General features: G+C 72.9%; 21 protein-coding genes. 9 read left to right on the top strand and 12 right to left on the bottom strand.

Going from position 1 to position 19,986, the window contains the following annotated elements; all coding sequences use genetic code 11:
• Positions 1-19: 19 nt before the first annotated feature.
• Genes ACFW3L_RS14010 through ACFW3L_RS13995 form a run of 4 tightly spaced genes read right to left on the bottom strand, consistent with a single transcriptional unit; the run spans position 20 to position 4,783 of the window.
• On the bottom strand, positions 20-862 hold the full coding sequence (locus ACFW3L_RS14010) for a hypothetical protein (RefSeq protein WP_378740117.1): 843 nt from the start codon (positions 860-862) through the stop codon (positions 20-22).
• Complete coding sequence (locus tag ACFW3L_RS14005) at positions 859-2,076, bottom strand: homogentisate 1,2-dioxygenase (RefSeq protein ID WP_378740115.1); 1,218 nt, start codon at positions 2,074-2,076, stop codon at positions 859-861. Before ACFW3L_RS14005 ends, ACFW3L_RS14010 begins: the two co-directional genes overlap by 4 nt.
• A 44-nt stretch (positions 2,077-2,120) precedes the next feature.
• Positions 2,121-3,761 (bottom strand): FAD-dependent monooxygenase, encoded by a 1,641-nt coding sequence (locus tag ACFW3L_RS14000; protein WP_378740113.1) that lies wholly within the window; start codon positions 3,759-3,761, stop codon positions 2,121-2,123.
• Between the two features lie 59 nt (positions 3,762-3,820).
• The gene (locus ACFW3L_RS13995; protein ID WP_378740111.1) at positions 3,821-4,783 is read right to left on the bottom strand and encodes an MBL fold metallo-hydrolase; all 963 of its coding nucleotides are present in this window, start codon (positions 4,781-4,783) and stop codon (positions 3,821-3,823) included.
• A 207-nt stretch (positions 4,784-4,990) separates the two neighbouring features.
• Here ACFW3L_RS13995 and ACFW3L_RS13990 point away from each other — a divergent pair, with 207 nt between their 5' ends.
• The 3 genes from ACFW3L_RS13990 to ACFW3L_RS13980 are packed head-to-tail and all read left to right on the top strand — an operon-like array spanning position 4,991 to position 7,452.
• Positions 4,991-5,530, top strand: coding sequence for a MarR family winged helix-turn-helix transcriptional regulator (locus tag ACFW3L_RS13990; RefSeq protein WP_378740109.1), 540 nt, complete (start codon positions 4,991-4,993; stop codon positions 5,528-5,530).
• Between the two features lie 13 nt (positions 5,531-5,543).
• Complete coding sequence (locus ACFW3L_RS13985; RefSeq protein WP_378740107.1) at positions 5,544-6,380, top strand: phosphotransferase enzyme family protein; 837 nt, start codon at positions 5,544-5,546, stop codon at positions 6,378-6,380.
• A 31-nt stretch (positions 6,381-6,411) separates the two neighbouring features.
• A complete protein-coding gene (locus ACFW3L_RS13980; RefSeq protein ID WP_378740104.1) occupies positions 6,412-7,452 on the top strand; it encodes an aminotransferase class V-fold PLP-dependent enzyme in 1,041 nt (346 codons plus the stop codon).
• Between the two features lie 55 nt (positions 7,453-7,507).
• Here the strand turns inward: ACFW3L_RS13980 and ACFW3L_RS13975 are convergent, their stop codons facing one another.
• Both ACFW3L_RS13975 and ACFW3L_RS13970 read right to left on the bottom strand, forming a co-directional pair.
• Positions 7,508-7,963, bottom strand: coding sequence for a nitroreductase family deazaflavin-dependent oxidoreductase (locus ACFW3L_RS13975; RefSeq protein ID WP_378740101.1), 456 nt, complete (start codon positions 7,961-7,963; stop codon positions 7,508-7,510).
• Between the two features lie 200 nt (positions 7,964-8,163).
• The gene (locus ACFW3L_RS13970; protein ID WP_378740099.1) at positions 8,164-8,790 is read right to left on the bottom strand and encodes a TetR/AcrR family transcriptional regulator; all 627 of its coding nucleotides are present in this window, start codon (positions 8,788-8,790) and stop codon (positions 8,164-8,166) included.
• 73 nt (positions 8,791-8,863) lie between these two features.
• Here ACFW3L_RS13970 and ACFW3L_RS13965 point away from each other — a divergent pair, with 73 nt between their 5' ends.
• Positions 8,864-9,736: a ketopantoate reductase family protein gene (locus ACFW3L_RS13965; RefSeq protein WP_378740097.1), complete on the top strand. Its 873-nt coding sequence runs from the start codon at positions 8,864-8,866 to the stop codon at positions 9,734-9,736.
• Positions 9,737-9,825: 89 nt separating this feature from the next.
• Here ACFW3L_RS13965 and ACFW3L_RS13960 read toward each other — a convergent pair whose 3' ends face one another.
• The 3 genes from ACFW3L_RS13960 to ACFW3L_RS13950 all read right to left on the bottom strand — a co-directional run bounded on the left by ACFW3L_RS13960 (position 9,826) and on the right by ACFW3L_RS13950 (position 12,339).
• Positions 9,826-10,128, bottom strand: coding sequence for a hypothetical protein (locus ACFW3L_RS13960; protein WP_378740095.1), 303 nt, complete (start codon positions 10,126-10,128; stop codon positions 9,826-9,828).
• 90 nt (positions 10,129-10,218) lie between these two features.
• Positions 10,219-10,968: a metal-dependent hydrolase gene (locus ACFW3L_RS13955; RefSeq protein WP_378740093.1), complete on the bottom strand. Its 750-nt coding sequence runs from the start codon at positions 10,966-10,968 to the stop codon at positions 10,219-10,221.
• Between the two features lie 87 nt (positions 10,969-11,055).
• Positions 11,056-12,339, bottom strand: a complete 1,284-nt coding sequence (locus tag ACFW3L_RS13950) for a GNAT family N-acetyltransferase (protein WP_378740091.1) — start codon at positions 12,337-12,339, stop codon at positions 11,056-11,058.
• Between the two features lie 164 nt (positions 12,340-12,503).
• On the opposite strand from ACFW3L_RS13950, the gene ACFW3L_RS13945 reads away from it, so the two are divergent.
• Positions 12,504-13,481: an N-acetylglucosamine kinase gene (locus ACFW3L_RS13945; RefSeq protein WP_378740485.1), complete on the top strand. Its 978-nt coding sequence runs from the start codon at positions 12,504-12,506 to the stop codon at positions 13,479-13,481.
• 73 nt (positions 13,482-13,554) lie between these two features.
• On the top strand, positions 13,555-14,400 hold the full coding sequence (locus ACFW3L_RS13940) for a siderophore-interacting protein (protein ID WP_378740088.1): 846 nt from the start codon (positions 13,555-13,557) through the stop codon (positions 14,398-14,400).
• A 7-nt stretch (positions 14,401-14,407) separates the two neighbouring features.
• On the opposite strand, the gene ACFW3L_RS13935 is transcribed toward ACFW3L_RS13940, so the two are convergent.
• Positions 14,408-15,766, bottom strand: coding sequence for a dihydrolipoyl dehydrogenase family protein (locus ACFW3L_RS13935; protein WP_378740086.1), 1,359 nt, complete (start codon positions 15,764-15,766; stop codon positions 14,408-14,410).
• A gap of 238 nt (positions 15,767-16,004) precedes the next feature.
• Between ACFW3L_RS13935 and ACFW3L_RS13930 the strand changes: the two genes are divergently transcribed.
• Complete coding sequence (locus tag ACFW3L_RS13930; protein ID WP_378740083.1) at positions 16,005-16,637, top strand: trimeric intracellular cation channel family protein; 633 nt, start codon at positions 16,005-16,007, stop codon at positions 16,635-16,637.
• A gap of 9 nt (positions 16,638-16,646) precedes the next feature.
• Here ACFW3L_RS13930 and ACFW3L_RS13925 read toward each other — a convergent pair whose 3' ends face one another.
• Both ACFW3L_RS13925 and ACFW3L_RS13920 read right to left on the bottom strand, forming a co-directional pair.
• Positions 16,647-17,051, bottom strand: coding sequence for a VOC family protein (locus ACFW3L_RS13925; RefSeq protein WP_378740080.1), 405 nt, complete (start codon positions 17,049-17,051; stop codon positions 16,647-16,649).
• A gap of 117 nt (positions 17,052-17,168) precedes the next feature.
• Positions 17,169-18,074 carry a LysR substrate-binding domain-containing protein gene (locus ACFW3L_RS13920; protein ID WP_378740077.1) on the bottom strand — a complete coding sequence of 302 codons (906 nt, stop codon included), beginning with the start codon at positions 18,072-18,074 and terminating at the stop codon, positions 17,169-17,171.
• Positions 18,075-18,194: 120 nt separating this feature from the next.
• Here ACFW3L_RS13920 and ACFW3L_RS13915 point away from each other — a divergent pair, with 120 nt between their 5' ends.
• Both ACFW3L_RS13915 and ACFW3L_RS13910 read left to right on the top strand, forming a co-directional pair.
• The gene (locus tag ACFW3L_RS13915; protein ID WP_378740074.1) at positions 18,195-19,118 is read left to right on the top strand and encodes a threonine/serine dehydratase; all 924 of its coding nucleotides are present in this window, start codon (positions 18,195-18,197) and stop codon (positions 19,116-19,118) included.
• Between the two features lie 139 nt (positions 19,119-19,257).
• The gene (locus tag ACFW3L_RS13910) at positions 19,258-19,929 is read left to right on the top strand and encodes a lysophospholipid acyltransferase family protein (protein ID WP_378740071.1); all 672 of its coding nucleotides are present in this window, start codon (positions 19,258-19,260) and stop codon (positions 19,927-19,929) included.
• Positions 19,930-19,986: the final 57 nt, after the last annotated feature.

Below are 19,986 nucleotides of genomic sequence, written 5' to 3'. Positions count from 1 at the left end.
TTTCTGCGAGTGGGTGTGGTCAGGCGTGGAGCGCCCCGAGGACCACGAGGTCCTCCAGGGGTTCCGTGATGCTGCACGTGCCGAAGGAGCGGAAGTGCGACCGGACCCGGGCGGCCTCGTCGGGGGTGAGCTCCCCGGCGCGCGCGGCCAGGGCGGGACCGTCCCGTTCGGCGAGGACCTTGGCGGTCGCGGCCTCGTCCCCTCCGGTGAGCAGGGTGTGGGTGGCCAGGAGCACGTTGAGGAAGCCGTGCTGTTCGAAGCCCTCCACGGTGGTGTGGCGGACCGCGTGGTGGAGCCCGGCCGTGCACTTGAAGGGCACTCCGGAGGTGACGGCGGCGCCCAGCAGGGCGGCGAGTTCGACCTCGTCGGGGTGGGCCTCGGGGGTGAGTCCCCCGGTGCGGAACTTGGCGTGGGCTCCGGTACCGGCGAGGGCCGCGACGTCGGCGGCGGCGTCCGCGCCCCGGGCGACCTCCACGTAGCCGTCGACCCCGGGGCCCAGGGCATCGGCCACCGTGGCGGCGGTGCGGCCCGCCTGCCCGGGCGGGGACGCGACCTCGACCCCGGCCAGGCGCAGCGCCGGGTCGGAGCGGACGGCCTCGACCGCGACCGGGACGCCGTCGGCCCCGCCGGGGACGGTGACCACCACCGCGAGCGGGCCGTGGTCGCCGTCGTCCCGGGAGAGGACCGTGCGCAGTTCGGCCAGGCGCGCGTCCGCCACCAGGAACGGACCCACGTAGGGCGCCCGTCGGGAGTCCCGGTGCGCCCGGTGGGCGGGAATCGCCTCGCCCATGGGCGCGTTGCCGGGCGGGAACAGCGCGGCGTCGTCGAACAGGCCCCGGTAGAGGGTCCGGAGGTCGCTCACGCCTGCTCCCGCCGCGCGCGCCGGCCCTTGGCCCAGGTCCAGGCGTAGCTGCCGTCGTCGACGGCGACACCGCCCTCCCCCAGGTCCAGCGGACGGAAGGTGTCGACCATGACCGCGAGCTCGTCGAAGGCCTCCGCGCCCACGCTGCGCTCGTAGGCACCGGGCTGCGGGCCGTGGGAGTGGCCGCCGGGGTGCAGGGAGATGGAGCCCTGACCGATCCCGGAGCCCCTGCGGGCCTCGTAGTCGCCGCCGCAGTAGAACATGACCTCGTCGGAGTCCACGTTGGAGTGGTAGTACGGCACCGGGATGGCGCCCGGGTGGTAGTCCACCTTGCGCGGGACGAAGTTGCAGATGACGAAGTTGTGGCCCTCGAACACCTGGTGGACGGGCGGCGGCTGGTGGACGCGGCCGGTGATGGGCTGGAAGTCCGCGACGTTGAACACGTACGGGTAGAGGCAGCCGTCCCAGCCCACGACGTCGAAGGGGTGGGTGGGGTAGGTGTAGCGCGTGCCGGAGATCCCGCCCGGGCCGTCGCCCCGGTGCTTGATGAGCACGTCCACGTTCTCGCCCTCGACCAGGAGGGGCCCCTCGGGGCCGCGCAGGTCGCGCTCGCAGTAGGGAGCGTGCTCCAGGAGCTGGCCGTAGCGGGACAGATAGCGCTTGGGCGGGGCGATGTGGCTGTTGGCCTCGACCACGTAGGCGCGCAGGGGTTCGTCTCCGGTGGGCACCCAGCGGTGCGTGGTGGCGCGCGGCAGGATGACGTAGTCTCCCCCGCCGACCTCCAGCAGGCCGAAGACCGTCTCGACCCGGGCGGTGCCGGACTCGACGTACACGCACTCGTCACCGATGCCGTTGCGGTAGAGCTCCGAGGGAGCTCCGGCGACCACGTAGGAGATGCGCACGTCACCGTTGCCCAGAACCAGACGGCGGGACTCGACGACGTCGTTGGTCCGCCACTCCTCGCCCCCGAACAGGTCGTGGAGCTTGAGGTGGCGCGGCACCATCGGGGCGTTGCGGCGCAGGGACTGGTCGGGGACCTCCCACTCGGAGGCGTCGACGATCGCCGACGGGATGGCCCGGTGGTACAGCAGCGAGGAGTCGGCGGAGAAGCCCTCCTCCCCCATCAGCTCTTCGTAGTACAGCCCGCCGTCGGGGTTGTGGTGCTGGGTGTGGCGGGTGCGGGGCACCTCACCGACCTTGCGGTAGTACGCCATGTCCGCTCTTCCTCCTTGGTTGGGTGGTCCGTCGGGAGCCGCGTCTAGACGGGGACGGTGTCGGTGGCCGGGTGGCCGAGGGCCGTGCGGACCGCCGACCGGACGGCGTCGGTGTCGTCACCGGGGACGACGGCGGCGACGTGGGCGTCGGGCCGCACCAGCCAGACCTGTCCGGGCAGGGGTTCCAGGGCTCGGCGCAGGGCTCCGGTGGGGTCGATCTCGTCGATGCGCAGGGTGGCGACGGGAGCCCGGGTGGCGCCGGTGGCGGCGGCGTGTACAGCGGTCCGCGCGGCACCCTCACCGAGCAGCAGTGTGAGCCCCTCCCGCAGGAGGGGGCGCAGGCGGGTGATCTCGGGGCGGCCGGGCACGGTCACGGGGGCGTCGGGGAGGATCACGCCGGGGCAGGGCGCGGGGGTGCGTCCGCGCGGCGGACGGCCGCCGAAGGGGCGTTCGGGGCAGGCGGTGGTCAGCGCGGAGTCGGTGTACCAGAACGGTTCGGCCAGGCGTCCGGAGTCCACGTTCGGGTGGGCCTCTGGGTCGGTGACCGCGCGTTCGAGGACGCTGACGCGTCGCTCGTGCTCGGCGTCGTCCCGGGGGACGAGGAAGCGCATGGTGGCGCTGGTGACGTCGGCGTTCTCCAGCGCGGCCGCGTGGCGTTCGGTGTGGTAGCTCTCCAGGAGGTCCTCCCCCGCCCACCCGTCGCGGACGTAGGCGAGCTTCCAGGCGGCGTTCTCGGCGTCCTGGACCCCGGAGTTGAGGCCGCGTGCTCCGAAGGGCGCGACCAGGTGGGCGTTGTCCCCGGCCAGCAGGACGCGTCCGGCGCGCATGCGGTCGGTGACCCGGGTGTGGAAGCGGTAGACCGAGTGCCACACGATCTCGTAGGGGGTGTCCCCGATGATCTGCCGGATGCGGGTGTCCAGGCGCCCGCTGGACTCCTCGGCCGCCAGGTCGAAGTCGGAGGGGACCTGCCAGTCGATACGGAAGACCGAGTCGGGGCAGGGGTGGATGAGGACCTGGCGGCCGGGGTTCCACTCGGGGTCGAAGTAGAACCGGCGTTCACGGGCCCAGTCACCGAGGTCGGCGCGGATGTCGCAGATGAGGAAGCGGTCGTCGAAGCTGGTGCCGGTGAAGTCCAGCCCCAGGTCGTGGCGGACCACGCCGCCGTGGGCCCCCAGGCAGGACAGGGCGTGGGTGCCGCGCAGGCGTACCGGCCCGCTCGCGGTGGCGCACTCGACGGTGACCCCGTCGGCGTCCTGGCCGATCTCGGTGACCTCGTGCCCCCAGCTGATCCGCACTCCCGCCTCGGTGAGGAGCTCGTCCAGGACCTCCTCGGTGCGGGACTGGGAGATGTTGACGAAGGAGGGCAGGGAGGAGGCGCCGGGGTCGGGCAGGCGCACGCTGAACAGTTCGTGTCCGCGGTAGAAGGTGCGGGCCGTGTCCCAGGTCAGGCCCTCCTCGATGATCCGTCCGCCGCCGAGCCAGTCCCAGACGTCGAGGACGTCGCGTTGCTGGCAGATGGCCTTGGAGCCGACGGCGTCGCGCTCGGGGCGGGCGTCCACGACCTGTACGGGGACCCCACGGCGGGCGAGGAGCAGGGCTGCGGTCTGTCCGACCGGCCCCGCGCCGAGCACCAGCACGGGGTCGGTGCCGGTGTCGGCCGGGGTGCGGGGCGCGGGGGGTCGCATGGTGGGCTCCGTTCGTGGGGCGCCCCGTACGGGCGCGGTGGAGGGGGAGGGGTGTCGGGTCAGCCCTGGAGCTGGGCCCAGACCTCGCGGTCGCGCTCGGCGGTCCAGATGACGGGGCGCTCGACACCGGAGAACTCGTCCCACAGGCGGGAGACGTCGAAGGGCAGGCAGTGCTCGAAGATCGGCCAGTGGCCGTAGTCGTCGACCAGGGCGGCGTGGGTGGCGGTGAAGGCCTCCTTGAGGGTGCCGCCGCGCTCGTGGACGGTGCCGACCTCGCGGATCATCACGTTCAGGAAGGTGCGGGTCTGCTCGATGGCGGCGTCGACCTCCTCGCGGCCCCGGCTGACGGCGCCGCGCCCGCCGACGAGCATCTCGGCGCCGAGGGCCTTGACCCGGTCGAGGGTGGCCCCGGCCCAGTCCCGGTGGAAGGCGTCGCCCGTGTACAGGGCGGCCTGGGCCTCGACGAGGTCTCCGGCGAAGAGGATCTTCTGCTTGGGCAGCCAGGCGACGATGTCGCCCTCGGTGTGGCCCCGGCCGAAGTACTCCAGGACCAGCTCGCCCCGGTCGCCGCCGAGGTCGATGGTGGTGCGGTCCGCGAAGGTCTGGGTGGGCCAGGTGAGTCCGGGTACGGAGTCGGCGTCCTTGGCCAGGCGGGGCATCCGGCCGAACTCGCTGGCCCAGTCCTCCTTGCCGCGCTCGCGGATGAGCTCGTGGGTGAGTTCGTGGGTGAGGATCACCGTGGCGTCGAAGGCGCTGGCGCCCAGGACGCGGACCGCGTGGTAGTGGGAGAGCACCAGGTAGCGAACGGGCTTGTCGGTGTGCTCGCGGAGCTGGGCGAGCCACTCCTTGGCGGCGGTGGGGGTGGCCAGGGCCTCGAAGGCCACCACGAAGTCCTCGCCCTCGATGGCGCCCACGTTGGGGTCCCCCTCGGCGGTGAGGGCGTAGACGCCGTCGGCCAGGACCTCCAGGGTCTGCTCCTTGGCCTCGGTGTCGGCGGATGAGGCGAACGGCTTGGCTGCCATGGTCGAAGGGCCCTTCACTCGTCACGGGCGACTGCCGCCCAAATGATCAAACATTTGATGAAACAGACCATAACGTGCTCCACGCCACAGGACCAAGAGGCCCACGACCACCGCGCTGGTGATGCAGATCACTCCCCCAGGCTACCCACCGTGCTCCCGCTGTCACGGACGACGGGACCGAACCCGCCCGGTACTAGGCTGGTCGGCGTGACTCACGACACGGCACCCCCTGACGAGCTCACCTTCTGGTCGTTCGTGGACTACGCGGTGCACAAGGCCGAACGCGAGCTGCCCTCGGTCAACGCCGAGGCCATGCGCATGGTGCTGACCCTCAACCGGGCGACGAGCATGGTCGTCTACGACCTGGAGTCCTCCGTCCACCGCCCCCGGGGGTGGACCTGGCCGGGGTTCCGCGTGCTCTTCGCCCTGTGGCTGGCGGGGCCCATGGAGGCCAAGACCACCGCCGAGATCTCCGGCATGAGCCGCGCCGCGCTGTCCGCCCTGCTCAACACCCTCGAACGCGACGGACTCCTGAGCCGCGAACGCGCCACGCACGACCGCCGCGCCCTCCAGCTCAGCCTCACCGACGAGGGGTACGGGGCGATCCTGGGTGTCTTCCGCGCCCACAACCGCAGGGAGAGCGCCTGGGCCGAGGCGCTCGAACCCGAGGAGCGCCGCGAGCTGGTCCGGCTGCTCAACAAACTGATGGCCGGGTCCACCGACGCCCAGGCCAAGTTCCGCAACTGAGGGAGGGGTCCCGATGCGCGACTGGGAACGCGCGGTGGCCTCGGCCACCGCCGTCGCGACGTCCCTCGGCCTGAGAACCGACGACGCGGTCGTCCTCCACCGCTCGAACAGGCTCACCCTGCGCCTGTCGCCCTGCGACGTCCTGGCCCGGGTGGCCCCCGTGGGGCACGGCGCGGCACGGTTCGAGGTCGGACTCGCCCTCCGGCTCGCCGCCACCGGGAGCCCCGTGGCCGCGCTCGACCCCCGCGTGGCACCGGACGTCCACGAACGCGACGGCTTCGAGGTCACGCTGTGGACCCACCACGCGGGACCTCCGGAGGTCCCGGCACCCGAATACGCCGACGCGCTCGCCCGACTGCACCTCGGTATGCGCGCCCTCGACCTCCCCACGCCCCACTTCACGGACCGCGTCGACCAGGCCCGACGGCTCGTGGCCGACCCCGACCGCACGCCGGAACTGGCCGCCCCGGACCGGACGCTGCTCACGGACACGCTGGACGAGCTCGAACAGGCCATCACCGGTCGCCGTGCACCGGACCAGCTCCTGCACGGAGAGCCGCACCCCGGCAACCTGCTCGCCACTGAGCGGGGGCCGCTCTTCGTGGACCTGGAGACCTGCTGCCGGGGGCCGGTGGAGTTCGACCTCGCGCACGCCCCCGACGAGGTCGCCGCCCACTACCCGGACGCAGACCCGGACCTCCTGCGCCTGTGCCGCCTCCTCGTGCTGGCGATGATCACGACCTGGCGCTGGGACCGGGACGACCGGTTCCCCGACGGGCGCCGGGTGGGCACCGCGTGGCTCGATCGCCTACGGACCGAAAGAGTCCAATCCCGGCGAAATGGCCCTTGAAGCGGCCCGGGGCTCCTGTGAGCATGCGGACATGGACCAGACCGCACGCACCCGCCTCACGCAGGCCCAGAGCCACTTCTCCCCCGAGGGCACCTACCTCAACACCGCCACCCACGGCCTGTTGTCCCACCGGGCCCGGCTGGACCTGGAACGGAACCTCCGGGAGCTGTCCGCCGGGCGGTTCTCCCCCGGTTCCGTCGACGGCGTCGTGGACGCCGCCCGCGCCAGCTACGCACGGCTCACCGGTGTCGACGCCGACCGGGTCGCGGTGGGCACGCACACGTCACAGTTCGTCGGGACGGTCGCGGCGAGCCTGCCACCCGGCGCGGAGGTCCTGCTCGCCGAGGGAGAGTTCACCTCGGTCGTCTTCCCCCTCATGGCCCACGGCCTCCGGGTCCGTGAGGTGCCCCTGGACCGTCTGCCCGACGAGGTCGGCCCGGGGACCGCGCTGGTGGCGGTCGCCGCCGTGCAGTCCGCGACGGGGCGGATCGCCCCGCTCCGGGACCTGAGCGCCGCGTGCGCCGACCACGGCGCCCGACTGCTGCTCGACACCAGCCAGTCGGCGGGATGGCTGGCGACCCCGGTGGCGGACTACGTCGTGTGCAGCACCTACAAGTGGCTGCTGGGTCCGCGCGGCGCGGCCTTCCTGACCGGGACCGACGAGGCCCTGGCCGAGCTCTCCCCGCTCGCGCCCGGCTGGTACGCGGGTGCCGATCCGTGGAACTCGCTCTACGGGGGACCGCTCCGCCTGGCCGAGGGAGCGCGCCGCCTGGACATGGCCCCGGTGTGGCCCGCGTGGATCGGGCTGGCCCCCGGTCTCGAACTGCTCGGGGAGGTCGGACTGGAGACGGTCCACGCGCACGACGTCGCCCTGGCCGACCGGTTCCGGAACGCGATGGGTGTGGAGGCCACGGGCTCGGCGATCGTGTCCCTCGCCGTTCCGGACGGGACCGCCGAACGCCTCCAGGAGGCCGGGATCCTCGCCGCCCTCCGCGACGGTCGGCTGAGAGTGGGATTCCACCTGTACAACACCGAGGAGGACGTGGACCGTCTGGTCGGGGCACTGACCTAGGGCGCGCTCGGCGAGGGGACGGGCCGGTCCTCTCGCGGAGGACCGGCCGGCGCGCTCAGGCGCGTTCCACCACGAACACGGGGATGACCCGGTCCGTCTTCTCCTGGTAGTCCGCGTAGGGCGGGTAGGCCTCCACGGCCCGGTCCCACCACAGCTGCCGCTCCTCGCCCCGTACCTCCCGGGCGCGGGCGGCGAAGGGGGTGGGGCCGTCCTGGAGCGCGACCTCGTCGGGGGCTTCGCGCAGGTTGCCCACCCACGCGGGGTCATCGGGCGCGCCTCCCTGGGAGCCGATCACCGCGTAGGCGCCGTCGTGCTCCACCCGCATGAGGGCGGACTTGCGGACCTTGCCGCTGCTGCGCCCGCGCGTGGTCAGGATGATCACCGGCATGCCGGTGTCCATGAGCGTGTTGCCCTCCCGACCCCCGGTGCGCTCGTACAGCTCCACCTGGTCTCGGACGAACTTGGACGAACTCGGCTCGTACTCGCCCTGGAGTACGCCACTGGCGGTCATCGCTCTCCCCGGTGTTCGGCTACGGAGTCCCTCCCGATCGTGCCATGAAGGCTCCGCCCGGTGGAGCCCGACTCGCCTTCCCACGCATGGCCCCCTCATGACCCCTGGCGAACCCCGGAACGCGAACGGGAACGCCGCCGAGGAGCGGGGTCACCGCCTCGCCACCCGGGCACACCGCCAGCGTCCGTCCCGGGTCGTCGTCAGGTCCGGGTCGGAGGAGCGCTCATCGCCGCCGCGAGGAAGCTGATCGCCCAGCGCCGGGCCGCCTCGCCCGGCCCCGGGGAGCCGCAGCCGGGCGTGGCCTGCTGGTGGACCTCCAGGCCGTCGACGGCCGTCACCGCGAGGATCCCCCGCAACCGGAACCGCAGTTCCTCGGGGGAGAGGCCGGGCAGTGCGCGCGCGAAGGCGGCGAGGTAACGCTCGCGGACCGAGCCCTCGGCCGAGCCGGTCCAGCCGCGCACCTCCTCGGCGGGATCGCTGAGGATCGTCACGATCAGCCGGGAGGTCCGGGCGCCCGCGTCACCGGCCCGCATCCCGTCCATCATCGGCCCCGCGAACGCCTCCACGAGATCGGTGACCGGTGGGTCGGGGGTCCGGGCGAGCAGTCGGTCGAGCCCGGCGCACTGGGCGGCGTTGATGGGCTCGACCACGCGGCGGGCGACCGCCGCCATCAGCTCCGCCTTCGAGCCGAAGTGGTAGCCGACGGCGGCCAGGTTGGCTCCCGCGCGTGTGGTGATCGCGCGAACCGAGGTGCCGCGGTAGCCGTGCTCGGCGAAGAGGTGCTCGGCCGCGTCGAGGATCTGGGTACGAGTGTCCGGGGTTGCCACACGAGCGACTATACATATGTTTGAATCAAACGAACGTTTGATTGAATCAAGCGCGTGAGGAAAGAGGACTCCCATGAAGCTGCTCGTGTACGGCGCCGGGGTGTGCGGCAGCCAGTTCGCCGTCCGTATGCACCAGGCTGGCCACGACGTCGCGCTCCTCGCCCGGGGCGAACGCCTGACAGCCCTGCGACGACACGGCGTGCGGCTCGCCGAGGAGGACGCCTCAATGATCGAACAGGTGCCGGTACCGGTGGTCGAGCACCCGGAGGGCGCGTACGACCTGATCACCGTCTTCGTCCGCGCCCACCAGGTGGACGGGGTGATGGAATCGCTCGCCGACGTCCCGGGGGACGTGCTCTCCCTGCTCAACTGGGCGGGCGGACCGGAGGCGCTGAGCGCGGGGATCGGCCGCGAGCGCTTGCTGCTGGGCTTCCCGACGACCGGCGGCACGATGGACGGCGACGTGGTCCGCCACCGCAGGGGCACGATCCTCACCCGCCGGGTCCCGATACCGGTCGGCGAGCCCGACGGCCGCACCACGCCGAGGCTGGAACGGGTAGTTAAGACATTCCGCGCCGCCGGGATCAACGCCAGGGCCGAGCCCCGGATGGACGCCTGGCTCAGGACGCACGCCGCGTCCTCGGTTCCCCTGGAGCGGGCGGCCTACGCGGCGGGCGGCCCGGAGGCGCTGGCCGACGACCCGGAGGCGGTCCGCGCGATGGTGCACGCCATGCGGCGGAACCTCGCCTCGCTGGAGACACCGACGGTACCTCGCGCCTTCACGGCGTTGAGGGCCCTGCCGGACGCGCTCCTCGTGCCCGTGTTCCAGCGCTTCCTGAGGAGCCCGACGGCCGTGCACAGCGGACTCAGCGACTCCTCGACCGCCACGGTGGCCGAACTCGAACGGCTGACCGAGCAGCTCCGTGGCCCTGCGGGAGCCCGCTGAGCGGCCACAGTGCTCTCCCACTCGCGTCCGGCTCGCCCTTCACCCCGGGTCCCCGCCGCGCCGGGCGCGACAGGGTCGCCGCACATCTCCTACCGCACCAGTGTGTCGACGGCTTCGGTGTACTCCTCCGCCCGGTCGGGACACATGTGCTCCACCGACACCACCAGCGCGGCGGCGTCACCACCCTCGCGCAGGAACCCCGTGGCCCAGGTGGTCGCGTCATCGGCGGCGCACGCCGGGGCGAACGCCTCGGTGACCACGTCCATGTCCCCGGTCACGGTCGCCCCGATCTCGTCGAGGGCGGCCGCGTGAGCGGCCTGGTCGTACTCGTGCTCGGGTGTACACGCGGCCAGCAGGACGACCACGCCGGCGGCCAGCAGCACACGAGACATGGAGTTCTCCGTTCGTAGGTCTGCACCCTACGACGCGGCCACAGGGACCCGGGGTTGCCTCGGCGCCTGGCCCACGACCGGATTCCGGGTTCAGGATCCCGCGGGGGCCACGGGCACGGCCACCAGCAGCATCAGCGGCGCCGCGAGGAGCGACGCCCATCTGATCCCGACCTCCACCGGGGACCTGCCCGTGTGGAACGCCAGCGGCGACCGGAACATCCACCACCGCTTCCCGTTGACCCTGAAGGGCCACGCCAGCGGCACCCCCGACCGGGTCAGCCAGTCCCCCAGGACGTGCGTCAGAGCCCCCACGGCCACCGTCACCCCGATCAGCCACGGAGCTCCGCCCGGGGCGTACACCGCCGTCGTCGCGCACACCAGGGCGAGGAGCGCCACCGTGATCCCGCGCCCGCGCTTGCGCCCCTTCAGCGACCGGGCGACCGTGCCCGTTCCCAGGGCCGCCATCGCGAACACCACCACGGCGGTCCCGAGGGGCGCGACGGCGGCGACCAGGAATCCGAGCAGACCGAACACGAGCACCGCGGGAACCGTGTGGGTGAGGTGGCGGTGTCCGCCGTCCTTGCCCGCCTCCAGCTCGCGACGGGTGCCCGTAGCGGTGTACACGCGCCGGGAGAGGGCCCGCAGGCTCACCGACGTCCTCTCCGACAGCATTCCCAGGGACCGGCCGACGGACGACCCCGGCTCGTCCAGGTCGGGGAGGAGCGCGGCGCCCGCGCCGACAGCGGCGCACACGAGGACGTCGGTGACCTCGGTACCGGCGAGCGCGCCGACCGCCGCTCCGGCGAGCACACCGGTCGCGGCGTGCGAAGAGCCCATCATGGAAGACCTCCGGGGGTAGGGGGAACTCTCCCGCCAGCTTCCCAGGACCTCCGGCGGGCGGGTGCCCCGCGGGGCACCCGCGCGGGTCTAGAAGATGACCCCGCAGAAGGGGGCGTCGATCCGGTGCAGGGCCCTGTCCAGGCGGGCCACGGTGCCCGGGGTGTGCTCGGTGATCAGCCCCGCGCGCTGGAATCCGGTGACTGTGGTCTGGCCCAGGTACGCGGCACCGAGGTGGGACACGTCCAGGGACAGGTCGGGCGCGTCGTCGGTGAGCTCCACCCGGGCGCCGTCCGTGTCGGCCTTGATCCGCCACCGTCCGGCGTTCCACGGCGCGTGGCGGTCGGTGACGGCCACGACCCCCGCGAAGGGCGCGGCGTAGGGGCGCTCGGAGAGGGCCCCGGCCAGGTCCACCAGGCGCACCCACAGGGACGGGAAGTGCCTGGCCACCGCACGGCCCCGGTCCGGGAGGAGGTGGTGGAGCGGGCAGTCGGCGGGCAAAAACGGGAAGAACACCTTCGCGACCAGGTCCCGGCTGAACAGGTGGTCGAACAGGGCGGCCCAGGCGGCGGGGGTGGTGGCGGTGATCTCCTGGACGTGCGCCTCGCCCTGGGCGCCGTCGTCCTCCCATTGGGCCTTGACCCGGTACAGGGCGTAGCCGAGGGGACCGTCCGCGTTGCCCACGACGGCCGCCACCAGCGGGCCCTTGTCGCCGCGGCGGGAGGGTCCGTCGAACAGCGCCCGGTCCCACCAGGGCTTCGTGCGGCGGAACTGGCCGACCTGCACCGCGCAGACGGCCTCGTGCACGGTTTCGAGGTCGGTCCGGACCCGTTCCGGTTCGCGCAGGACCACGCGCAGGCCCGGGTCGCGGGGTGCGTCGGCGCGCAGGGCGCCGTAGGGCCGGTTGAGGGTTGTGTCCAGTTCCGTACAGGCGTTCCCGTAGCCGAACCGCTCGTAGATGGAGCCCTCGGAGGCCCACAGGGCGGCGTAGCGCACGCCCGCGGCGTGGACGTCCGCGAGCTGGCGGCGCATGAGGGAGCTGAGCACTCCCCTGCGACGGTGGGTGGGCCACACTCCGACGCCGGTCACCCCGGCCACGGGGACACGGCCGGAGGGCATCGTCATGTCGAAGGGGAAGTGGTTGGCGGTGCCGATGACCTCGCCCTCGGCCTCGTCCACGGCGATCAGGGCCCGCTCGTAGCCGACCTCGTCGTGCAGCGGTCTCATCCGCGCCAACAGGCCGTCGACGTCCTCGGGGAACAGGAGGCTCTGGCCGAAGACCCTGGCGGCCTGGGCGAACTCCTCCGCGTCGGTGTGGCGCACGGTCCAGCCCTGCTTCGGCGGGTCGAAGTCCGCGTTCTTGGTGTCGGTCATACGGTCAGACTTACCAGTGACGACGAAGCGGCGGCCACTGGTTTTGGACGTGGCCTGGGCCTCCCTTCGGGCGGGCCGGGTGAGTAAGCCGGGTCCGGGTGGGGCACGCTCTGGTCGTGACGACACGACGAATCCCCTCCCCCTCCCCCACGCTGGTCGTCGGGGTGGACGCGGGAGGCACCACCACCCGTGCCCTGGTGACCACACTGTCCGGTGAACGTCGGGGTGAGGCCCGGTCCGGCGGCGCCAACCCCAACACGCACGGCCCCGAGGTGGCCGCGGAGCGGCTGACCGAGGCGATCGGCGCCGCGTTGGACCGGGCGGGGCCCGGTGCGCGCGACGCCGTGGCGGCCACCGTGGTCGGCCTGGCCGGGTACTCCGGGCTGCGCGACGCGAGCGTGCGCGCCCGGCTCGACAAGGCGTTGGCCAAGGCCGGGCTGAGCCCCACGGGTGAGGAGTTCTCCGGCGACGACACGGTGGCCTTCGCCTCGGGGACGTCCGAGCGCGACGGCACGATCCTCATCGCGGGGACCGGGGCGATCGCCACCCGGATCGAGGACCGCGAGCGCGGCAGGTCGGCGGACGGCATGGGCTGGCTGATTGGTGACGAGGGTTCGGCGTTCTGGATCGGGCACCAGGCGGCCCGGGAGACCGCGCGCCAGCTGAGCCGCGGTGGTGACCTGAGTCCTCTGGCCCGGATGGTGGCCAAGCGGGTCATCCCGGGTCAGCGGCCCGCCGGCCCCGAGCGGTGGCCCGAGGAGCACGCCCGCAACTTCGCACGGACCCTCACGTCGGCCCCGCCGATCCGTCTCGCGGCGCTGGCTCCGCTGGTCTCGGACGCGTTCGGGCAGGACCCGGCGGCCGTGGTGATCGTGAACGCCGCCGCGGGCCACCTGGCGCAGTCAGTGCACCAGGTGCGGCAGCCCGGGGAGCACCTGCCGGTGGTCCTCTCGGGTGGTGTCCTCACCGGGTCCGCTCCGGTGCGGGAGGCGCTCACCCACAAACTCACCATGGGAACGGGTGCCCCGGTGCTCATGGCCGGGAGCACGTCGGGCGGGGCCGCCTGGCTGGCGGCCCTGCGCGCGGGAGCGGACGAGCGCGACGTGGACCTGCACGGCGTGTTCACGGAGGGCTCCTCCTGAGGTCGCCCCGGTTTGCCCGGCACCACCACGGCCCCCTAGTGTTAGGTAAACCTAACCTCATGAAGGGGGAGTCGTGACGGAGCGGCAGCAGCGTCCGAGGAGGACCGTGCACACCGGTCGGGTCGAGCGTGTGGAGCGCCTGACCCCGCACATGGTCCGGGTGGTCCTGGGCGGCGAGGGGTTGTCCGGCTTCGCCACGGACGGCTCGACGGACAGCTACGTGAAACTGCTGTTCCCACCCCCTGCGCAGGACGACCCCGAGGATTTCGACCTCGACGCGGTCCGCGCCGAGCGCCCCCGTTCGGAGTGGCCGGTCACCCGGACCTTCACCGTGCGCTCCTGGGACGCGGGTGAGCTGACCATCGACTTCGTGTACCACGGTGAGGTCGGCCTGGCCGGGGTCTGGGCCGCCGCCGCCCGGCCCGGCGACCGCCTGCGCCTCCTCGGCCCCGGCGGCGGCTTCGCTCCGGACGCCGGGGCCGACTGGCACCTGCTGGCCGGGGACGAGAGCGCCCTGCCCGCCATCGCGGCGAGCGTCGAGGCGCTCCCCGAAGGGCGCCCCGCACACGTGTTCGTCGAGGTCGACGACCCGGCCGAGGAGCAGCACCTCACCGACCGTCCGGACGTGCGGGTGACCTGGCTGCACCGGCACGGCGGAGTCCCGGGGTCCCTGCTGGTCCCGGCGGTGCGTTCCCTGGAGTTCCCGTCCGGGGAGGTGCGGGCCTTCGTGCACGGTGAGGCGAACTTCGTCCGTGACCTGCGCCGCCTGCTGCGCGTCGAGCTCGGCCTGCCCAAGGAGCACCTGTCGGTCTCCGGGTACTGGCGGCTGGGCCGGGACGAGGACGGCTGGCAGGCCTCCAAGCCGGAGTGGAACCGGAGCGTGGAGGCCGAGGAGGCCGCCGCCCTCGGCTCCTCCTGAACCCCGATCACGCGTCCAGGGCGTCCAACGCGATCAGGTAGCCCTCGTTGAAGGTCGGGAACTGGGGGACGGAGTCGCGCAGGTCGGTGATCGGCAGCTCCAGCCGGATCGCCAGGGCCGCCGTGTGGATCCACTCCGAGGCCTGCGCCCCGAAGGCCCAGGCCCCCACCAGCACCCCCCGGCCGCGGTCGGCCACCAGCCCCAGGGATCCGCGCGGGTCGGTCTCCATGGTCCAGGGCCGGGCGAGCGCCGAGGTGAGGTCCGTCTCGGAGGTGGCCACGTCCAGGCCCGCCTCCCGGGCCTGATCCGAGGTCAGCCCCACGGCGGCGATCTCCGGGTAGGAGAAGACCACCCGGGGGACACCGGTGTAGTCGGCCCTCCGGTCGTCGCCGAGGATGTTCGCGCTGACCACACGGCCCTGGTACTTGGCCACGTGGGTGAACATCGACCGGGCCGTGACGTCCCCGACCGCCCACAGGCCGGGGGCGACCCGGCAGTGGTCGTCGACCGGCAGGGCGCCGCGCTCCGGCTCGACTCCGAGTTCGGCCAGTCCGAGCTGGTCCCCCCGGGGAACCCGCCCGGTGGCCAGGACCATCACGTCGGCCCGGACCCGTTCGCCGCCGGACAGCACCGCGAGGACACCGTCACCGTCCCTGCTCACCGAGTTCACCTGGCTGCTCAGGTGGACGGTGGTCCCGTCCCGCTCGAACTGGTCGCTGATCAGCTCGCACAGCCGCGGCTCCTCGCGGTCCAGCAGCCGGGGCCCGCGCTGGACGACGGTGACCCGGGTGCCCACGCGCGCCAGGAACTGGCCCAGCTCGACGCCGACCGCGCTGCCCCCGACCACCAGCGCGGTCCGGGGGATCTCCGTGAGGGTGGTGGCCTCGCGGTTGGTCCACAGGACGTCCGGGCCCAGCTGCTCCAGCCCCTCGATCGGCGGGACCAGCACACCGGAGCCCGTGGCGACCACCACGTGGTCGGCGGTGTACTCGGAGGTGCCGACCGCCACGCGCCACGGGTCGCGGCCCACCACCCGCGCGTCGCCGCGCAGCACCAGGGCGCCGCGCTCCTCGTAACCCTCGGCCTGCTGGGAGTCGTCCAGGTGCCGAATCATCTGGTCGCGGTAGGAGCGCAGCTCGGGCCACTCCAGGGCGGCCTCACCGACCCCGGCGGCCCCGGCGGCCTCCGCGCGCACCTCGGGCGAGCGCAGCAGGGTCTTGGTGGGGACGCAGGCCCAGTAGGCGCACTCGCCGCCGACGAGGTCGCGTTCGACCACCGCCACCCGCCGTCCCGCGCTCAGCAGACGGTCGGCGACCGTCTCACCGCCCGGCCCCATGCCGATCACGATCGCGTCCAGGTGTTCCATGTGTCTCGCTCCGCCCGTGGTCCGGTGGTCCACCCCCGATGGTGTCCGGCGTCGGCTGGACACCGGGGAACCGACACGCGTGACGGTTCCCCGGTCGGCGCCGTCTCACTCCCCTCCCGCCCGTTCGCGCCGTCGGATCCGCGAGGGCTCGCCCCCGACCGTCCCGGGAACGTGATGGAATAGCCGGTCAGTGGACCCCTCCACACTCCGTCGCTTCGCACAAGGGACCCCCACGGCCATGTCCACGCTCGACCTGCTCCTCCTCCTGGACCTCCTCGGCATCTTCGCCTTCGCGTTGGACGGGTCGCTGACGGCGATCCGCACCGCGCGGGTGGACATCGTCGGGGTCATGGTGCTGGGGATGGTGACCGCCCTCGGCGGCGGCATCCTCCGCGACGTCCTGCTGGGTGAGACCCCGGCCACCTTCCAGGACTGGCGGTACCTGGTGACGGCGCTGGCCGGGGGGACACTGGCGTTCTTCCTCAGCCGTCAGCTGACCCATCTGAACAAGCCGATCCTGGTGTTCGACGCCGCCGGGCTCAGCCTGTTCGCCGTGATCGGGGCGACCAAGGCGCTGGAGTTCGGCTTCGGCCCGCTCCAGGCCGTCCTGTTGGGCGTCATCACCGGGGTGGGCGGTGGCACCATCCGGGACGTGCTGCTCAGCCGGGTCCCGACGGTGCTCAGCGCCAACTCGCACCTGTACGCCATCCCGGCGATGATCGGGGCGTTGTTCGTGGTGGTCGTGGACCTGACGGGGTTCGGCCCCGGCTGGATCGCGGTGATCGGCGCGCTCCTGTGCTTCACCCTGCGTGTCCTCGCCCTCCGCTACCGCTGGAACGCCCCGAACCCGCCCGGGGCGCCACCCCTGTAGGACCCCCGGTCAGGGCTCGACGGTGATCTGCCACATGTGACCGTCCGGGTCGGCGCACGTGCCCGAGTAGCCCCAGGGCTGCCGCTCAGCCGGGCTGACCACCTCTCCCCCGGCCTCGCGGACACGGTCCAGGAGCTCGTCGGCGGCTGCCTCGGTCGTGAACGACCTGGTCAGCAGGCACTCACTGGTGCCGGGAGGGGCGACCCGACGGGTCTCGCCCAGGACCCAGGCGAGTCCGTCCGCGGGGACGAGAGTCAGCACGGCGTGGTCGTTGACCCGGAGCCGCAGCGGTTCGGGCACGCCGTCCTCGGCGGGCTCGCCCAGGGCCTCGAAGCCGAAGGCGTCCCGGTAGAAGACCATCGCCCGCCACCGGTCGGCGATGGGGAGGGCGATCTCGAAGGGTGCCGTGGTCATGGAGGTCCTTTCCGTCGGGGCCGGGCCCCGGGGTCGTCGTGTTTGGTCGCCCGTACCGACCTCCGGTGTCGGCGGAACTCATCGGTCCCGGGCGTGACTTCCGAGCGGAGAGTCGGATCAGGTCCGGAGACTTCGGGCGGCGGTGCGGCGCAGGGTGGCGACCATGTCGGGGACCGGCTCCGGTGGGCGGAGCCGGTGCACGGTGTAGATCTCCCTGGCCAGCGACGTGCCGCGCAGGGGTCGACTGACCCACCCTCCCCCGTGCGCCGCGTCGAGGATGCTCTGGGGGATGAGTGCGATCCCCACCCCGGCGGTGATGAGCGCCAGGGAGACCTCGTAGTCGCGGGTCTCGTAGGCGACGGTCAGGCGCACCCCCGCGGCCTCGGCGGCGGTGTCCAGGCTGATCCGGTTGTGGATGCCGGGCCCGCCGCAGATCCACTCCTCGTCGGCCAGGTCCACCAGGGAGGGATCGGCGTCGGTGACGGGGTGGCCGGTGGGCGCCACCACCATGAGCGGGTCCACCAGGAGGCGTTCACGGCGCAGGCCGCCGGCACGGGGCAGCGGCACGCCCGGGTAGCGGTGGGTGATGAGCAGGTCGAGGTCGCCGGAGGTGACCAGGCCGAGGCCGTCGGGCGGTTCGATGTCCGACAGCGAGAGCCGCACGTGGGGGTGTTCGTGGCCGAAGGCGGCGAGCGCCCCCGGGAGCAGGACCTTGCCCGCGCTGGCGAAGGCGCCCAGGGACAGGCGGTCGGCGCGGTGGCCCGCGACGGCGCGGACGGCGGCCTCGGCGTCGCGGAGTTCGCCCAGGACCCGTTCGCCGTGTTCGAGCAGGACCTCCCCGGCCATGGTCAGGGTCGCTCCGGTGCGGCCGCGCTCCACCAGGCGGCAGCCGACCTCGCGCTCCAGTTTGGTGAGCTGCTGGGACAGGGCGGGCGGGGTGAAGGAGAGTCGGTCGGCGGCGGCCGCGATCGACCCGGCGTGGGCGACCTCCACGAGCACGCGCAGACGGTTGGCGTCCAGCACGGGACCACCCCTTCCAGGCACGACACGGTCATTCAGAACAATGCCTGACACAAAGGTCTGCTTCATGTTCTTTAGCAGACCCAACTTTAAGTTCATGGTCAGTAGCGGCACAGTGGAAACATGAGCACCACGACCGCGCCCGCCGTACCCACGGCCACCGACGTCCGCGCAGCAGCCGAGCGCATCGCACCGTACGCCCGACGGACCCCGGTCATGCGCGCCGAGATCGACGGGCGTCCCCTCACCCTGAAGCTGGAGCACCTCCAGCGCACGGGCGCGTTCAAGCTCCGTGGCGCCCTCAACGCCCTGCTGGGCGGCGCTCCCACCGACCGGGTGATCACCGCCTCCGGCGGCAACCACGGCCTCGGTGTGGCCACCGCCGCGAGCATGCTGTGGGTGCACGCGACGGTGTACGTGCCCGAGACGGTTCCCGAGGCCAAGGCAGCGCCGCTGATGGACACCGGAGCGGAGATCGTCCGGGTCGGTGAGGAGTTCGCGGTGGCCGCCGAGGCGGCGCTGGCCCGCGCGGAGTCCGAGGGCGTCCGCTACCTGCACGCCTACGACGACGCCCTGGTGGTCGCGGGCCAGGGCACCCTCGGCCTGGAGATCGCCGCCGACGCGCCCGAGTGCGACACGATCGCGGTCGCGGTCGGTGGCGGTGGGCTGATCGCCGGGGTCCGCCTGGGCGCCGGGGGTCGGCGGGTGGTCGGGGTCGAGCCCGAGGGATGCCGGAGCCTGGGCGCCGCGCTGGAGGCCGGACACCCGGTCCGCACCCCGGTGGACTCGGTCGCCTCGTCGGCGCTGGGCGCCGCCACCATCGGCCGGGTGCCCTTCGAGGTCCTGCGCGCCAACCCGGTCACGACGACACTGGTCAGCGACGCAGAGATCATCAGCGCGCAGACCCGCCTGTGGCAGGATTTCCGCATCGCCGCCGAGCCCGCCGCGGCCGTTCCCTTCGCCGCGTGGCTGGCCGGGCGCGTGCCCGGCGACAACCCCTGCCTGGTGGTGTGCGGGGCCAACGCCGACTGGCGTCCGCACGGCTGACCCTCCCCCGCCCGACGGCCCCGACCTCCCCGTTTCCCCGGTACGTGACGTGCGGCACTCCGTGTGCGGCAGGTCATCATTACCGGTGAGTCACCCTTACATTGAGGTCGGCTCCGTCCGACAACACTAGGGAGAACACGTGCTCTACGGTGCGTTGCGGCATACCGCGGCGGTCCTCGCCCGGACCCTGTGCCGACCGACCATCGAGGGCCGTGAGAACGTCCCCACCACGGGAGCGGTCCTGCTCGCCAGCAACCACCTGTCGTTCGTGGACAGCGTCGTCATCCCCCTGTCGGTCACCCAGCGCCCCGTGCGGTTCCTCGCCAAGTCCGACTACTTCGAGGGCACCGGGATCAAGGGGCGCGTCACCAGGACAGTCTTCGGGTCCCTGGGCGCCATGCCGGTCCAGCGCGGCAACGCCCGCGACGCCATGATGTCGCTGGAGATGATGCTGGACCGTCTCAACGAGGGTGAGGCCTGCGTGGTCTACCCCGAGGGCACCCGTTCCCGGGACGGTCGCCTGTACCGGGGCCGTACCGGCGTCGCACACCTGGCTCTGGAGTCCAAGGCCCCCATCGTGCCGGTCGCGGTCTCGGGCACCCAGCAGGTGCAGCCCATCGGCGCCAACATGCCGCGCCCCCGCCCCTTCACCGTGCGCTTCGGCGCGCCGATGGACTTCTCGACCGGCTTCGACAGCATGGCCCCCGGCAAGGCCCGCCGGGTGATCACCGACGAGGTCATGGACGCGATCCACGCGCTGTCCGGCCAGGAACGGGCCCACGAGTACAACAGTTTCGGCGGCGACGAGTAGGACGAGCCGGTGCGGCCGGGGCGGGGACCGTCCGCACCCGCCCCGTCGCCGCGTCGT

It is taken from the genome of Nocardiopsis sp. NPDC058789, from assembly GCF_042745575.1.
Lineage (GTDB): Bacteria > Actinomycetota > Actinomycetes > Streptosporangiales > Streptosporangiaceae > Nocardiopsis > Nocardiopsis eucommiae.
Note: the sequence above shows the minus strand (reverse complement) of the source record. Positions and strands in the feature narration are given on the sequence as shown.

Bases quoted from the DNA above. Each gene is read 5' to 3' on its own strand.
- ACFW3L_RS14005 (WP_378740115.1), bottom strand. From the start codon at position 2,076: ATGGCGTACTACCGCAAGGTCGGTGAGGTGCCCCGCACCCGCCACACC.
- ACFW3L_RS14000 (WP_378740113.1), bottom strand. From the start codon at position 3,761: ATGCGACCCCCCGCGCCCCGCACCCCGGCCGACACCGGCACCGACCCC.
- ACFW3L_RS13995 (WP_378740111.1), bottom strand. From the start codon at position 4,783: ATGGCAGCCAAGCCGTTCGCCTCATCCGCCGACACCGAGGCCAAGGAG.
- ACFW3L_RS13985 (WP_378740107.1), top strand. From the start codon at position 5,544: ATGCGCGACTGGGAACGCGCGGTGGCCTCGGCCACCGCCGTCGCGACG.
- ACFW3L_RS13980 (WP_378740104.1), top strand. From the start codon at position 6,412: ATGGACCAGACCGCACGCACCCGCCTCACGCAGGCCCAGAGCCACTTC.
- ACFW3L_RS13975 (WP_378740101.1), bottom strand. From the start codon at position 7,963: ATGACCGCCAGTGGCGTACTCCAGGGCGAGTACGAGCCGAGTTCGTCC.
- ACFW3L_RS13965 (WP_378740097.1), top strand. From the start codon at position 8,864: ATGAAGCTGCTCGTGTACGGCGCCGGGGTGTGCGGCAGCCAGTTCGCC.
- ACFW3L_RS13960 (WP_378740095.1), bottom strand. From the start codon at position 10,128: ATGTCTCGTGTGCTGCTGGCCGCCGGCGTGGTCGTCCTGCTGGCCGCG.
- ACFW3L_RS13955 (WP_378740093.1), bottom strand. From the start codon at position 10,968: ATGATGGGCTCTTCGCACGCCGCGACCGGTGTGCTCGCCGGAGCGGCG.
- ACFW3L_RS13950 (WP_378740091.1), bottom strand. From the start codon at position 12,339: ATGACCGACACCAAGAACGCGGACTTCGACCCGCCGAAGCAGGGCTGG.
- ACFW3L_RS13935 (WP_378740086.1), bottom strand. From the start codon at position 15,766: ATGGAACACCTGGACGCGATCGTGATCGGCATGGGGCCGGGCGGTGAG.
- ACFW3L_RS13930 (WP_378740083.1), top strand. From the start codon at position 16,005: ATGTCCACGCTCGACCTGCTCCTCCTCCTGGACCTCCTCGGCATCTTC.
- ACFW3L_RS13925 (WP_378740080.1), bottom strand. From the start codon at position 17,051: ATGACCACGGCACCCTTCGAGATCGCCCTCCCCATCGCCGACCGGTGG.
- ACFW3L_RS13915 (WP_378740074.1), top strand. From the start codon at position 18,195: ATGAGCACCACGACCGCGCCCGCCGTACCCACGGCCACCGACGTCCGC.